The following is a 14,296-nucleotide window of genomic DNA, read 5'->3' on the forward strand; positions in this document are numbered from 1 at the left end:
GCCCAGCGGCGAGAGCTGATCTCGCCGCTGGTGCGCTTTAGTGGTGCTCGCGGGTGGCGCGGAATTTCACGTCGGGCCAGCGCTCTTCCATCAACGCCAGGTTGACCCGGGTTGGCGCAAGGTAGGTGAGGTGGCCGCCGCCATCCAGCGCCAGGTTTTCCACCGCCTTGTTGCTGAACTCCTCCAGCTTCTTCTTATCGCTGCAATCGATCCAGCGCGCCGACCACACGGTAATCGGCTCGTAGGCACACTCGACCTTGTATTCCTCTTTCAGGCGGCTGGCGACCACATCGAACTGCAGCACGCCGACCGCGCCGAGGATGATGTCGTTGCTGCGCTCGGGGAAGAACACCTGGGTTGCGCCTTCTTCGGCCAACTGTTGCAAGCCCTGACGCAGTTGCTTGGATTTCAGCGGGTCTTTCAGGCGTACGCGGCGGAACAGCTCGGGTGCGAAGTGCGGGATACCGGTAAAGCCCAGCGCTTCACCTTCGGTGAAGGTGTCGCCGATCTGAATGGTGCCGTGGTTGTGCAGGCCGATGATGTCGCCGGCATAGGCTTCCACAAGCATTTCACGCTCGCTGGAGAAGAAGGTCAGGGCGTCGCCGATGCGTACGTCCTTGCCGGTGCGCACATGGCGCATCTTCATGCCCTGGCTGTATTTACCCGAGCAGATGCGCATAAAGGCAATGCGATCGCGGTGCTTGGGGTCCATGTTCGCCTGGATTTTGAAAATAAAACCGCTGAACTTCTCTTCCACCGGCTCTACGGTGCGCTCATTGGCAACCCGAGCCAGTGGCCGGGGAGCCCAGTCGACCACGGCATCGAGTACATGATCGACGCCGAAGTTGCCCAGCGCGGTACCGAAGAACACCGGGGTCAGCTGGCCATTCATGAATTCGTCTTGATCGAATTCATGGCAGGCGCCCTGAACCAGTTCCAGCTGGTCGATAAAACGCTCGTACTCATCACCCAGGTGGGCGCGGGCTTCGTCGGAGTCCAGGTGCTGGATGATTTTGGTTTCAGTACGTTCGTGGCCGTGGCCGGCGGTGTAGACAATGATGTAGTCGTCTTTGAGGTGGTACACACCCTTGAAGTCGCGGTAGCAGCCAATCGGCCAGGTGATCGGCGCGGCTTTGATCTTGAGGACGGCTTCGATCTCGTCGAGCAGCTCAATCGGGTCGCGGATGTCGCGGTCGAGCTTGTTGACGAAGCTGACAATCGGCGTGTCGCGCAGACGGCACACGTCCATCAGGGCGATGGTGCGTGGCTCAACACCCTTACCGCCGTCGAGCACCATCAGCGCGCTGTCCACTGCAGTCAGGGTGCGGTAGGTGTCTTCCGAGAAGTCTTCGTGGCCGGGGGTGTCGAGCAGGTTGATCATGTGATCGCGGTAGGGGAACTGCATTACCGAGGTGGTGATGGAGATGCCGCGCTGCTTTTCCATTTCCATCCAGTCGGACGTGGCATGGCGGTCGGACTTACGCGACTTCACCGTGCCCGCGACCGAAATCGCTTTACCCATCAGCAGCAGCTTCTCGGTAATCGTGGTTTTACCGGCGTCGGGGTGGGAAATGATCGCGAACGTACGACGTTTCGCGACTTCGGTGGCCTGGATGGTCATTGTGCGGGAACCCATCGACTGAATAGTCGGTCTGTCAAAAAAGGCGGCGATTATAACGGTAAACGCCGCTCAGCGCGGCGACCTGTAGTCAGGCGAGCAAACCGCGATTTTTCTACGCTTTGTGCGGCATTCCTGACGTTTTGTTTTGAATATAAAACGATCAATCAATAAGACGACAAAGAGGGTCAAAAGCACGGCATTTTTGATTGATCTCAGCTTCCCATGGCCCTAAAGTTCGCGCCCGAACGTCCATGCTGGCAACGATCCATCCGGCTCAAGTACTGACGACGAGAGACCTTGCGGTACTCGGCGACATGCCTTGGGAAGTAGGCGAACCAAAGTGGGGAAACTGATCAGACGTTCTGCTTGTGCGTTCATCCGCCAAGCCTCCCTCATGTTGGGACTGTCTGCTTATGCAGCATTTGCCTAACTAAAATGTTCTAACTGGTTCAGCCAACTGGAGTCCGAGTATGCCGATCAAGGTCGAAGATTATTACGCACCCGCCACTTTTCAACGCATGAAGGCGTTTGCCGATACCCAGGAAACCCCGTTTGTGGTGATCGATACCGCGATCATCAGCCAGGCCTACGACGACCTGCGCGCCGGTTTCGAATTCGCCAGCATCTACTACGCGGTCAAGGCCAACCCGGCAGTCGAGATCATCGACCTGCTCAAGAACAAAGGCTCCAGCTTCGACATCGCCTCCATCTATGAGTTGGATAAGGTGTTGAGCCGTGGCGTAACCGCCGATCGCATCAGCTACGGCAACACCATCAAGAAATCCAAGGACATCCGCTACTTCTACGAGAAGGGCGTGCGTTTGTTCTCTACCGACTCCGAAGCTGACCTGCGCAACATCGCCAAGGCGGCTCCGGGTTCGAAAGTTTATGTGCGCATCCTCACCGAAGGTTCGACCACCGCGGATTGGCCGTTGTCGCGCAAGTTCGGCTGTCAGACTGACATGGCTATGGACCTGCTGATTCTCGCTCGCGACCTGGGCCTGGTGCCGTATGGCATCTCCTTCCACGTCGGCTCGCAGCAGCGTGATATTTCCGTATGGGATGCGGCGATCGCCAAGGTCAAAGTGATCTTCGAGCGTCTGAAAGAAGAAGACGGCATCACCCTCAAACTGATCAACATGGGCGGCGGTTTCCCGGCCAACTACATCACCCGCACCAACAGCCTGGAAACCTATGCCGAGGAAATCATCCGCTTCCTCAAGGAAGACTTCGGTGACGATCTGCCGGAAATCATTCTGGAGCCGGGCCGTTCGCTGATCGCCAATGCCGGCGTTCTGGTCAGTGAAGTGGTACTGGTAGCGCGCAAGTCGCGTACTGCGGTTGAGCGCTGGGTGTATGTCGACGTAGGCCTGTTCAGCGGCTTGATCGAAACCATGGGTGAAGCCATCAAGTTTCCGATCTACACCGAGAAGAAAGGTGAGATGGAGGAAGTGGTGATTGCCGGCCCGACCTGTGACAGCGCCGACATCATGTATGAAAACTACAAGTACGGCCTGCCGCTCAACCTGGCGATCGGCGACCGTCTGTATTGGCTGTCTACCGGTGCCTACACCACCAGCTACAGCGCCGTGGAGTTCAACGGCTTCCCGCCGCTGAAGTCGTTCTACCTGTAACGTCTAAGCGTTACTGCTGGCCCAGCAAGGCGCTCGTGCAAACGAGCGCCTTGTTTGTTTCTGCGGGAAAAATCTATTGCACCGCTGGCCTTGATCAAGGGCCGTGCGTGCGGTGCTGTCATAGTACGTCCAAGCTATTTAGAATCATTCGCAACTGTTTGGTGGTGGGCGCTTAGACCGGCCGTGAGGAGAGCGAGTCATGATGTTGAGTATTGCCGATGTGCTGACGCCCGAGCAGGTGGGTGAATGCCGTCAGGCCTTTGAGCAGGCCAGTTGGCAGGATGGCCGATCGACGGCAGGGCACCAAGCGATCAAGGCCAAGAGCAATCAGCAATTGCTGCAGGATGATCCGTTAGCGCTGCAGATTGGCGACTTTATTGTGCAGCGCCTGGGCGCCCACCCGCAGTTCGTCTCGGCCGCCTTGCCGCTGAAGGTGTTGCCGCCGCGTTTCAATCGTTACAGCGGTGGCGGCACCTATGGCAACCATATCGATAATTCGATTTTCAGCGTGCCGGGCACCTCGCAGCGGGTGCGTAGCGACCTGTCGGCCACGCTGTTTTTCAGTGATCCGGACGAGTATGACGGTGGTGAACTGGTGGTTGAGGACAGCTACGGCAGCCACAGCGTCAAGCTACCGGCCGGGCATCTGGTGTTGTATCCAGGTAGCAGTCTGCACCGGGTCAACCCGGTAACCCGTGGCACGCGCTATGCGGCGTTCTTCTGGATTCAGAGCCTGGTGCGCGATGACACCCAGCGTAGCCTGTTGCTGGAGTTGGACCGGGCGGTGCAGGCGCTAACCCATGAGGTGCCGGAAAGTGCCGAGCTGGCGCGTTTGACCGGGGTGTATCACAACCTGTTGCGCCAGTGGGCCAATACATGAGTGACATGCCGTTGCCGAAATTGACCCAGATCCCGCCGCACATCGCTGCCGTGGCGGACTATGAGCCTCTGGCCCGCGAACGTATGAGCGCCCAGGCCTGGGCCTATATTGCCGGCGGTGCGGCTGATGAACTAACCCTGGCTGAGAATCAGGCGGCGTTTCAGCGCATTCGTTTGCGCACGCGGGTGCTGGCCGACCTGAGCGGCGGCAACACCTATCTGCAGCTGTTCGGCCAGACGTTCGCTCACCCGATCTTCCTCGCGCCGGTGGCGTATCAACGCTTGGCTCATACCGATGGCGAGCTGGCCACGGTGCTTGCGGCCTCGGCGGTGCAGGCTGGTATGGTGCTTAGCACTCAGGCCAGCGTATCGCTCGACGCGGTGGCCGAGCAGGCACATAGCCCGCTGTGGTTTCAGTTGTATATCCAGCCGGATCGGGCCTTTACCAAGGCGCTGGTTCAGCGTGCCGAAGCAGCGGGTTATCAGGCGTTGGTGCTGACGGTGGATGCGCCGGTCAATGGCGCGCGTAACCGCGAGCAGCGCGCGGGTTTCTACCTGCCCGAGGGTATCGAGGCGGTCAATCTGCACGGCATGCAGCCGCTACGCGAGAGTGCGCCCCCCAGCGGTGGCCTGTTGCTCGGCGGCGCGTTACTGGCGGCTGCGCCTGGCTGGGCGGATGTGCAATGGCTGCGCTCACTGACGCATCTGCCGATCCTGCTCAAGGGCGTGATGACTGCCGAAGATGCTCAGCGTGCGGTGGCCGAAGGTGTTGATGGCATCATCGTGTCCAACCATGGCGGGCGCACCCTGGACGGCCAGCCGGCGACCATTGAGGTGCTCGCGGAAATCGCTGCCGCTGTGCAAGGGCGCCTGCCGCTGTTGCTCGATGGTGGTATTCGCCGCGGTACAGATGTATTCAAGGCCCTGGCCCTGGGCGCCGATGCTGTGCTGATCGGGCGACCTTATGTGTATGGCCTGGCCGCCGCTGGGGCGAGCGGGGTGGCGCATGTGGTGCAGCTACTGCGTGCCGAGTTGGAGGTGGCTATGGCGCTGACCGGGTGTGCGGATCTGGCTAGTATTGGCAGTGATCGGTTGCTGGAAAAGAGTGTGCGTTAAACGGAACTAAACGCGAATATAAATGCAAATACCTATTGCATGATAACGATTATCAAATAGAATCACGCCTCGTTTTGTTCTGGGGTGGTTCTCATGGGTATCGGTAAAAAAACTGGCAATCTGCCGCAGCGTCGTCTTCTGGCTACGGCGGTCGGTCTGGCTGTCGCGTCTTGGGCGAGCGCAGGTATGGCCGCTGAACAAGCGCCGCAAAAGGCCAAGACGCCAGTTGAGTTGGGCAGCGTAACGGTCCAGGGCCAGCTGGTCGAAGGCTACAAGACTGAAACGTCCTCGTCGGCCAAGTACGCTGTGCCATTGCTAGATACCCCGCAGACCATCACCGTGGTGCCGCAGGCGCTGCTTCGCGAGCAGCAGGCACTGAGCATGAAGCAGGTGCTGGCCAACGTATCCGGCATCACCTTCAACGCCGGTGAGGGCGGTGGTGGTTCCGGGGACAGCATCAACATCCGCGGCTTCAGCGCCAACGCCAACATGCAGATCGACGGCCTGCGCGACAGCTCGCAGAACAACCGTACCGACACCTTCAATATCGAAGCCGTAGAGGTCATCAAGGGCCCCAATTCGGTATTCGGCGGCTCCGGCACTACAGGCGGTAGCATCAACCAGGTCAGCAAGCAGCCACGTCAGCGCGACTTCACCGAGATCGGTGCAAGCCTGGGTACTGACAGCTACCGGCGCCTGACCCTGGACACCAACCAGACCCTTGACGGTGTAGGCACTGGTAGTGCGTTCCGTCTCAATCTGATGGCTCATGAGAATGATGTGCCGGGTCGTGAGCAGATCGACCGTGAGCGTTGGGGTATTGCGCCTTCGCTGTTGCTGGGTTTGAGCGATTCAACGCGCCTGACCCTGAGCTACCTGCATCAGCAAGATGACAACCTACCGGACTACGGCGTGCCGGCCTTCGATGGCAAGCGCCTGGCTGGTGTTGATCGCGATGCCTACTTCGGCTGGAAGAACGTCGACAAGGAAGAGATTCGGACTGATGCCTTCACGGTCAAGGTAGAGCACGACTTCAGCGATAGCCTGCGTCTGCAGAACCTCAGCCGCTACAGCCGCGTTGAGCGTGACACGGTGATTTCTGCATCCCACGTAAACCTGACGGGTGTCTCTGCTGGTCGCTACCGTCCAGCCGGTCCGCAGGGTTATGGCCGTGATGTGACCAGCGAAATGTGGATCAACCAGACCAACCTGACGGCTTACTTCGATACTTTCGGCCTGGGGCATACCCTGGTCACCGGTGTTGAGGTATCGCGTGAGGATTATTACCGCAATACCTACAACTACGGTCTGAACTTCACCAGTAAGGATTACGACCTGGGTAATCCTCCGGGTCATTACGATGGGCCTACCAGCAAGACCCGTACTGCCGAGACGTCGACCGAACTCGAGAATCAGGCAATTTATGCATTCGACACCATTGCGCTGAATGAGCAATGGGATTTGAGCCTTGGCCTGCGTTATGACTGGGTCAAAGGGGATGCGAAGAACGTCGCCTTGCCAGCTGGAGCCGTGACTCGCGTGGACTCGCGTGACAAGGAGCTAAGTGGTCGTGCCGGGGTGGTGTACAAGCCCACCGAGAATGGTCGTATCTACCTGGCCTACGGCACCTCCTTTAACCCAGCGGCTGAAGCGCTGGCCTCGACGGGTTCGTTGAACGCCGCTGCAGCAGAACTGGATCCGGAAGAGAACGAAACCTGGGAGCTGGGTACCAAGTGGGAACTGCTCAACAGCCGTCTGCAACTCGATGCAGCACTGTTCCGCGTGGAGAAGAGCAATGCCCGTGAAACCATGGCCGATGGCTCTACCCAGCTGGCCGGTGAGCAGCGTGTGCAGGGTGTCGAGCTTGGGGTGACTGGTCGTATTACCGATCAGTGGAACGTGTACGCCAATTACACCATCCTCGACAGTGAAACCCTCAAAGCTGCAGATACTGCTGCCGGCATCGCCCGCGAAGGTCAGGCGCTGGGTAATACGCCGCCACGCTCGTTCAACCTATGGACCACCTACGAGCTGCCAGCCGGCTGGCGCGTGGGCTATGGCGCGCGTTATGCCAGCGAGCGCAACGTGACCTCCAGTGATAACGCCAAGTTGGATGCTTACTGGGTGCATAACGCCATGCTCGGCTACAAGGTCAACAACGAACTCGACCTGCAGCTGAACATGAACAACCTGTTCGATAAGGATTATGTGCAGAACGTACGGCAGAACGTGGGTCTCAATACCCGCTCTTCGGCCATTGAGTATGGCGATGCGCGTTCGGCAGTGTTGTCTGCCACCTACCGCTTCTAGCCGCAATGCGTTACAGGCAGGTGGCAAAAGCCACCTGCCTGATGGTCGATATAACCCTGCTCATGTGTGTGCAGGGTTTTTTCGTTTGGCCCGGGCGCAGTAAGTAAAGAGTGGGTAAAGGTCTGCGTACTGCTGTTACGTGAAATTAATTATCAAATAGAATTTATTCTTCTTTGTCGGGTTGCCGGTTTGCGAGCAACAACTGCCTGTGTTTAACGTTTGTGGTTGAGTTTCCCGTGTTAAAGAAAATTCTGTTCCAGCTGCATTGGCTGTTCGGTATTACTGCCGGCTTGGTGTTGGCCCTGATGGGCGTGACCGGTGCGGCCTATTCGTTCCAGGACGAATTGATGCGCGCCCTCAACCCTGATGTGCTGCGGGTTGAAGTACGCGATAGCGGTGTGCTGTCGCCAGACGTGTTGGTGCCTAAAATCGAGGCCGCCAGCCAGCAGCGTGTAGTAGGGCTGTGGCTGGAAGTGCAGGGGGAGCGTGCCGCGCGGGTGTTTTTCGCGCCGCCGCCGGGCGAGCGCCGGGGGCCGTCGCGCTACTTCGACGCCTACAGCGGCGAGCTGCTCGGTAAGCCACGTGGCCAGGGCTTCTTCGATTTGATGCTGAAGCTGCACCGCTTCCTCGCCATGGGCGAGTACGGCAAGCAGATCACGGCAGCTTGTACCTTGATTCTGCTGTTCTTCTGTCTGTCGGGCTTGTACTTGCGCTGGCCGCGCCAAGCCGCAAGCTGGCGCGCCTGGCTGACCCTGGACTGGGCACGCAAGGGCCGCAGCTTTAATTGGGATCTGCACGCGGTGGCCGGCACCTGGTGCCTGGCGCTGTACCTGTTGGCCGCGCTTACGGGGTTGTATTGGTCGTACGACTGGTACCGTGAAGGCGTCACTGCGTTGCTCAGTGATCAATCTGGTGGCCAGCAGCGTGGCGGCAAGCGCGGTCCGCCGCCAGCCGGGGAGCTACCGCCAGTGAATTACCAAGCCGTATGGGATGGCCTGCAGCGTGCTGCCGGTAGCCAGTTGAGCAGCTACAACCTACGCCTGCCGACTGCTCCTGGGCAGCCGGTGACGGTATTTTATCTGCGCGACGATGCCCCGCATGAGCGCGCGTTCAACCAGCTGGCGCTCGATCCGTTGAGCGGCGAACCCGGTCGGCATAAACGCTATGACCAACAGACGTTTGGTGATCAGCTACTCACCAGTGTCTATGCCCTGCATGTGGGCAGCTACTTTGGCCTGACTGGGCGGATTTTAATGATGTTGGCCAGCTTGGCGATGCCGTTGTTCGCCATCACCGGTTGGTTGTTGTACCTCGATCGTCGGCGCAAAAAACGCGCGATGCTGAGCGCGCGTGGTCTGTTGCAGCCGAATGCGCCGCAAGCAGGCGGTTGGCTGATCGGTTTTGCCAGCCAGAGTGGTTTTGCCGAGCAGCTTGCCTGGAGCAGTGCGGGGCAACTGCAGGCCGCGGGGCTGGCGGTGAGCGTGCAGCCGCTGGCTAAACTGACCGAGCCGATGTTGCGCGAGGCCCGTAACGCGCTGTTTGTCGTCAGCACCTTTGGCGATGGCGAAGCGCCGGATAGTGCGCGCGCGTTCGAGCGCAAGCTACTCGGTCAGGCGCTTGGGCTGGAGCATTTGCGCTATGCGATGCTCGCCTTGGGGGATCGGCAGTACCAGCACTTCTGCGGCTTCGCCCAGCGTGTGCAGGGCTGGTTGGCCCAGCAGGGTGCACAGAGCCTGTTTGATTCAGTGCAGGTGGATGCTGCCGACGCGGCTGCGCTGACCAGTTGGCAGCGTCAAATCGCTGAAGTAACCGGCGCCAAGGCTCAGTATCAAGCAGAAGTACCCTACGGCCTGTGGGCGTTGAATCGCCGTGAGCTGCTCAACCCAGGCAGCCAGGGTGCGCCGACTTATCTACTTGGGCTGCGCGCGGAGCGGGCTGCTGAGTGGGCCGCTGGCGATATTCTTGAAGTGTTGCCGCGTCACGCCGACGCCACGGTGCAGGCCTGGTTGCAGGTGCATGCGCTGGATGGCGGGCAAATGGTCAGCCTAGATGGTTTGTCGCAATCGTTGCAGCAGGCCTTGGCAGGCAAACAACTACCCGAGCGATTCACTCATCTGGTCGGTTTGCATGCGCAGGCGGTGCTGGGCGCGCTGGTGCCGTTGGCTGCGCGTGAATACTCAATCGCTTCGCTGCCCAGCGATGGCGAGCTAGAGCTGATCGTGCGCCAGGAGCGGCATGCCGACGGTTCGCTGGGGCTTGGCTCCGGCTGGTTGACCGCAGGTGCTGCACTGCATGGCCAACTGCTGGCGCGGGTGCGGCGTAACAGCGGCTTCCATGCGCCAGAAGATGAGCGGCCGGTGATTCTGATCGGCAATGGCACCGGCCTGGCAGGGCTGCGCAGTCTGCTTAAAGCGCGGATTGTGGCAGGGCATCGGCAAAACTGGTTGCTGTTTGGCGAGCGCAATGCGGCTTACGACTTTTACTGTCGAGCAGAGTTGCAAGGTTGGCTGGTCAGCGGAGAGTTGGCGCGACTGGACCTGGCCTTCTCTCGTGATCAGCTGGCGAAGGTCTATGTGCAAGATTGTCTGCGTGAATCTGCCGAAACATTGTCGGCATGGTTAGCACAAGGCGCTGCCATTTATGTGTGCGGTAGCCTGGCGGGTATGGCTGCCGGGGTTGATGCGGTGTTGCATGAGTTGCTGGGCGAGGCCGGGGTTAATGCGTTGCTGGAAGAGGGCCGTTATCGTCGCGATGTGTATTAAGTTCGCGCAGTACTGTGGTTTTTGCAGGCTTCCCGTCGCGGTGCTGCGCCACTAAGCTGGTGGCTATGAAAACGATCCTGCTGAATTGCGACATGGGTGAAAGCTTCGGCGTGTGGAATATGGGTGATGACGCCCATGCCATGCCGCTGGTTGATCAGGCCAACCTGGCTTGTGGCTTTCATGCGTCCGATCCGATGACCATGCAGTGCACCGTTGCCCTGGCCGTGCAGCATGGGGTGAGTATTGGTGCGCACCCGGCCTATCCGGATTTGCTCGGCTTCGGCCGCCGGCATATCGCCTGCTCGCCGGAGGAGGTTACCGCGCTGGTGCTCTATCAGCTCGGCGCGCTGGATGCCTTCTGCCGTGCTGCAGGCACTCAGGTGGCCTACGTCAAACCGCATGGCGCGTTGTACAACGAGCTGGTACGCGACGATGCGCTGTTCAATGCGGTGCTTGAGGCCTGCGCCAGTTACCGCAAGGGTTTGCCGCTGATGGTGCTGGCGCTGGTTGACAACAGCCGCGAGCTGCGCCTGGCCGATGCCGCCGATGTGCCGCTGATGTTCGAGGCCTTTGCCGACCGCGCTTACCTGGCCGATGGTCAGTTGGCGCCAAGGCGTTTGAGCGGTGCGGTGCACCATGATCCGCAGCGGATCTTGCAGCAGGCCCTGGCGATTGCCCGCGGTGAGCCGTTTGCCGATATCGATGGCAAGCCGCTGCAGCTGCGCGCTGACAGCCTGTGCGTGCATGGCGATAACGCCGACTCCCTGGCCGTACTGCGGCGTTTGCGGGCCAGCCTGGATGCCCTATGATCCGCCTCGAGCCCGCCGGTGCCGAAGCCCTGTTGCTGGTGCTGGCCGAGCAGCCGGATGCGCAGCTGCCGCAACGGATCGCCATGTTGGCCGAGTGCATTCGTGGCGAGTTGGGTGGAGTGCTGACCGATCTAGTGCCGGGCTGGACCAGCCTGCTGCTGCACTACGACCTGATGCGTACCGATCACCTGGAACTGGCCGAGCGGCTCAAGCCGCTGCTGGAGCGTTGGCTTGCCGAGCCGTTTGTCGCGCAGGCCGGGCGGCTGCATGAAATCCCCATTTTGTATAACGGTGAAGACCTCGCCGAGGTCGCGCGTCTGTGTCAGCTCATTGTCGCTCAGGTGATCGAGCTGCATGCCGCGACCGAGTACCGCGTTGGAGCGATTGGTTTTGCCCCAGGTTTTGCCTACCTCGGTGAGCTGGACGCACGCCTGGCGTTGCCGCGCCGCGCCACCCCGCGTATCGCCGTGCCGGCCGGTAGCCTGGCGATTGCCGAGCGGCAGACGGCGATCTACCCGCATAGATCGCCCGGTGGTTGGCACCTGATCGGCCGTTGCCCCTGGTCGCTGTTCGATGCCGCTAGAACGCCGCCATGCCCGCTGGCGCTGGGTGATCGGGTTCGTTTTCGCAGCATTGATGAGCGCGACTTTATCCGCGAGGGCGGTCAGCTATGAGCGGCTTGCGGGTGCTCAAGCCTGGGCCGCAGAGCCTGCTGCAGGATGCTGGGCGACTGGGCTGGCAACACCTTGGCGTATCGCCAGCCGGACCGCTGGATTGGCATGGCGCGGCCTGGGCCAATCATCTGCTGAGCAACCCCTGGGGCACACCGCTGCTGGAAATCGCCCTGGGCGGCGTCGAGTTGCAGGCCGAGGTCGACACCTGGGTGGCGGTATGCGGCGCCCAGGTGCCGTTGAGCCTGGATGATCAGCCGCAGCCCTTGTGGACGCGTTTGCCGCTGCGCAAAGGCCAACTGCTGCGTCTGGGCTTTGCCCGCAGTGGTCAGCGCGCTTACTTGGCTGTGGCTGGCGGATTTATTGCGGCGCAGGTGCTGGGCAGCGTCAGCGTGCAGCTGCGCGAAGGGCTGGGGCAGGCGTTGCAGGCCGGGGATCTACTGGCTTGCCAACCTGCGCACTTCACCCGCAGCGCCAGCGTGCCCTGGCCCTACCTGCCGGATTACCGCTGCAAGCCTTTACTGCGGGTTATTACCGGTGGCGATGCGGCGAGTTTTGAGGAGGACCAGTTGCAGGGCTTTTTCGCCCAGACCTGGCAGCTCAGCCCACACTCCGACCGCATGGGTGCGCGGCTGCTCGGCGAGGCCGTGCAGCCGCCCGTGCGGCAGTGGTCATTGGGGGTTGGTCGGGGTGCGATTCAGGTACCGCCGGATGGCCAGCCGATCATCCTGCAGGCCGACCACCAGAGCATGGGTGGTTACCCGCTGCTCGGTTGGCTGCATCCGCTCGATCAGGGGCGCCTGGCGCAATGCCCGGCGCGCCATCCGCTGCGCTTCACCCCGGTCAGCATCGGCGACGCGCAGGCTGAGCTGCGCGAGTTCTACCGGTTCTTTCGCCGTTAAAGGGTCTTGGCCATTCGGCTGGCCAGCAACGCCCAGGCAAACAGCCCCAGACAGATAATCAGCATGGGCCAACCTCGCCACTGCAGATAAGGCGTGAGCCCTTGCATCGGTTGCACTTGACCGTAGAGCACCGCCTGTTCGAACTGCGGCAGTTGCGTGGTGATTTGGCCTTGCGGGTCGATCAGCGCGGTGACGCCGTTGTTGGTCGCGCGGATCATCCAGCGGCCGGCTTCCAGGGCGCGCATCTGCGCCATCTGTAAGTGCTGCAGCGGGCCGATGGAGCGGCCGAACCAGGTGTCGTTGCTGATGGTCAGCAGCAGGTCGCTCTGCGCCGCCAGGCCGGCGGAAAACTCCGGGTAGACCACTTCGTAGCAGATAAACGCGGCAATCGCATGGCCCTTGGCCTGCAGCAGGCTCTGCTCGGCGGAACCACGGGCGAAGTCGGACATCGGCAGGTCGAAGAAGGCGATCAGCCCGCGCAGCAGGTCCTGCAACGGCACGTATTCACCAAACGGCACCAGTTTCTGCTTGAGGTAATCGCCGCTGCCCTGGCCGACCACGCTGATGCCGTTGTAGTAGCGCTGCTCGCCGCGCTCATTACTCTGGCGAATCGGCACGCCGGTGATCAACGCGGCATTTCGCTCATTGGCGAAGCGATTGACCATGCCCAGGTAACCCTGAGCGCGGTCCTTGAGCACCGGGATTGCAGTTTCCGGCCAGACGATCAGGTCGGTCGGTTTGGCGCTGAAGGTCATATCGCGGTAAAGCGCGAGCTGAGCGTTGAGCTGCTCGGGGTCCCATTTCATGTTCTGTTCGATATTGCCCTGCATGGCCGACACGCTCAGCGGTTCGCCCAATGGCTGGGTCCAGGCGTGATTTTTGAGGGCGATGCCGGCGATCCACGGTGCGACTAACAGCACCACGCCGATGGCGAGAAACGCCTTGCGCGTGCGCAGTTGCGCCAGGTTGACCAGCAACGCCGCACTCAACGCCAGGGCAAACGACAGCAGCCACACGCCGCCCACCGGAGCCAGGCCGGCCAGCGGGCCGTCGAGCTGGCTGTAGCCGGCATACAACCAGGGGAAGCCGGTGAGAAACCAGCTGCGGAAGGCTTCTTGCGCCAGCCACAGTGCGGCGAAGGCCAGAGCATCGGCCAGCGGCGCTTCAACCCGGCGTAGCCAGCGCGTCCAGACCCAGGCGCTAAGAGCGAACAGCAGACCCAGGCCGCCAACAAACAGCAGGGTCAGAAATACCGCCAGGGGCGGTGAGGCCGCGCCGTAATCGTGGATGCTCACATACACCCAGCTGGTGCCAGCGGCGAACAGGCCAAAGCCATAACTCCAGCCACGCAGCACCGCCTGACGCGGCGTGAGGTCGCGCAGGCCGAGGTAGAACAGGGCGATGGAGAGAATGGCCAGCGGCCACAGGCCATAAGGCGCCAGCGCCAGGGGCGTGATAGCGCCAGCGAGCAGCGCGATCAGGTTGCCGGGCCAGCCAGGTCGGGTTATCCAGTGCATTGCTTGCAGGTCCTTGGATTGAGGTGGCGCAAGGGTAAAGCGGCAGAGCAGGCGGGGGAAGTGTTGCGAGCTGGC

Annotated in this window: 10 protein-coding genes; 8 read left to right on the forward strand and 2 right to left on the reverse strand. The window is 60.9% G+C overall.

Features of this window, described 5'->3' with window-relative positions; all coding sequences use genetic code 11:
* Window positions 1–37: 37 nt before the first annotated feature.
* Window positions 38–1,621: a peptide chain release factor 3 gene (locus ACIGEK_RS07305; protein ID WP_397492647.1), complete on the reverse strand. Its 1,584-nt coding sequence runs from the start codon at window positions 1,619–1,621 to the stop codon at window positions 38–40.
* 470 nt (window positions 1,622–2,091) lie between these two features.
* Here ACIGEK_RS07305 and ACIGEK_RS07310 point away from each other — a divergent pair, with 470 nt between their 5' ends.
* From ACIGEK_RS07310 to ACIGEK_RS07345, 8 genes are all read left to right on the forward strand, one after another.
* Complete coding sequence (locus ACIGEK_RS07310; RefSeq protein WP_397492648.1) at window positions 2,092–3,255, forward strand: type III PLP-dependent enzyme; 1,164 nt, start codon at window positions 2,092–2,094, stop codon at window positions 3,253–3,255.
* 199 nt (window positions 3,256–3,454) lie between these two features.
* Window positions 3,455–4,135, forward strand: coding sequence for a Fe2+-dependent dioxygenase (locus tag ACIGEK_RS07315; protein ID WP_397492649.1), 681 nt, complete (start codon window positions 3,455–3,457; stop codon window positions 4,133–4,135).
* A 5-nt stretch (window positions 4,136–4,140) separates the two neighbouring features.
* The gene (locus tag ACIGEK_RS07320) at window positions 4,141–5,250 is read left to right on the forward strand and encodes an alpha-hydroxy acid oxidase (RefSeq protein ID WP_397493098.1); all 1,110 of its coding nucleotides are present in this window, start codon (window positions 4,141–4,143) and stop codon (window positions 5,248–5,250) included.
* Between the two features lie 93 nt (window positions 5,251–5,343).
* Window positions 5,344–7,560 carry a TonB-dependent receptor gene (locus tag ACIGEK_RS07325; protein ID WP_397492650.1) on the forward strand — a complete coding sequence of 739 codons (2,217 nt, stop codon included), beginning with the start codon at window positions 5,344–5,346 and terminating at the stop codon, window positions 7,558–7,560.
* A 236-nt stretch (window positions 7,561–7,796) separates the two neighbouring features.
* Complete coding sequence (locus ACIGEK_RS07330; protein WP_397492651.1) at window positions 7,797–10,322, forward strand: PepSY domain-containing protein; 2,526 nt, start codon at window positions 7,797–7,799, stop codon at window positions 10,320–10,322.
* A gap of 65 nt (window positions 10,323–10,387) precedes the next feature.
* A complete protein-coding gene (locus tag ACIGEK_RS07335) occupies window positions 10,388–11,131 on the forward strand; it encodes a 5-oxoprolinase subunit PxpA (RefSeq protein WP_397492652.1) in 744 nt (247 codons plus the stop codon).
* Window positions 11,128–11,805 (forward strand): 5-oxoprolinase subunit PxpB, encoded by a 678-nt coding sequence (gene pxpB, locus ACIGEK_RS07340; protein ID WP_397492653.1) that lies wholly within the window; start codon window positions 11,128–11,130, stop codon window positions 11,803–11,805. The genes ACIGEK_RS07335 and pxpB overlap by 4 nt, the downstream gene beginning before the upstream one ends.
* The gene (locus ACIGEK_RS07345; RefSeq protein WP_397492654.1) at window positions 11,802–12,704 is read left to right on the forward strand and encodes a biotin-dependent carboxyltransferase family protein; all 903 of its coding nucleotides are present in this window, start codon (window positions 11,802–11,804) and stop codon (window positions 12,702–12,704) included. Before pxpB ends, ACIGEK_RS07345 begins: the two co-directional genes overlap by 4 nt.
* On the opposite strand, the gene lnt is transcribed toward ACIGEK_RS07345, so the two are convergent.
* Complete coding sequence (gene lnt, locus ACIGEK_RS07350) at window positions 12,701–14,221, reverse strand: apolipoprotein N-acyltransferase (RefSeq protein WP_397492655.1); 1,521 nt, start codon at window positions 14,219–14,221, stop codon at window positions 12,701–12,703. The genes ACIGEK_RS07345 and lnt overlap by 4 nt on opposite strands.
* Between the last annotated feature and the right edge of the window lie 75 nt (window positions 14,222–14,296).

It is taken from the genome of Pseudomonas sp. NPDC079086 (assembly GCF_044542155.1).
Taxonomy (GTDB): domain Bacteria; phylum Pseudomonadota; class Gammaproteobacteria; order Pseudomonadales; family Pseudomonadaceae; genus Aquipseudomonas.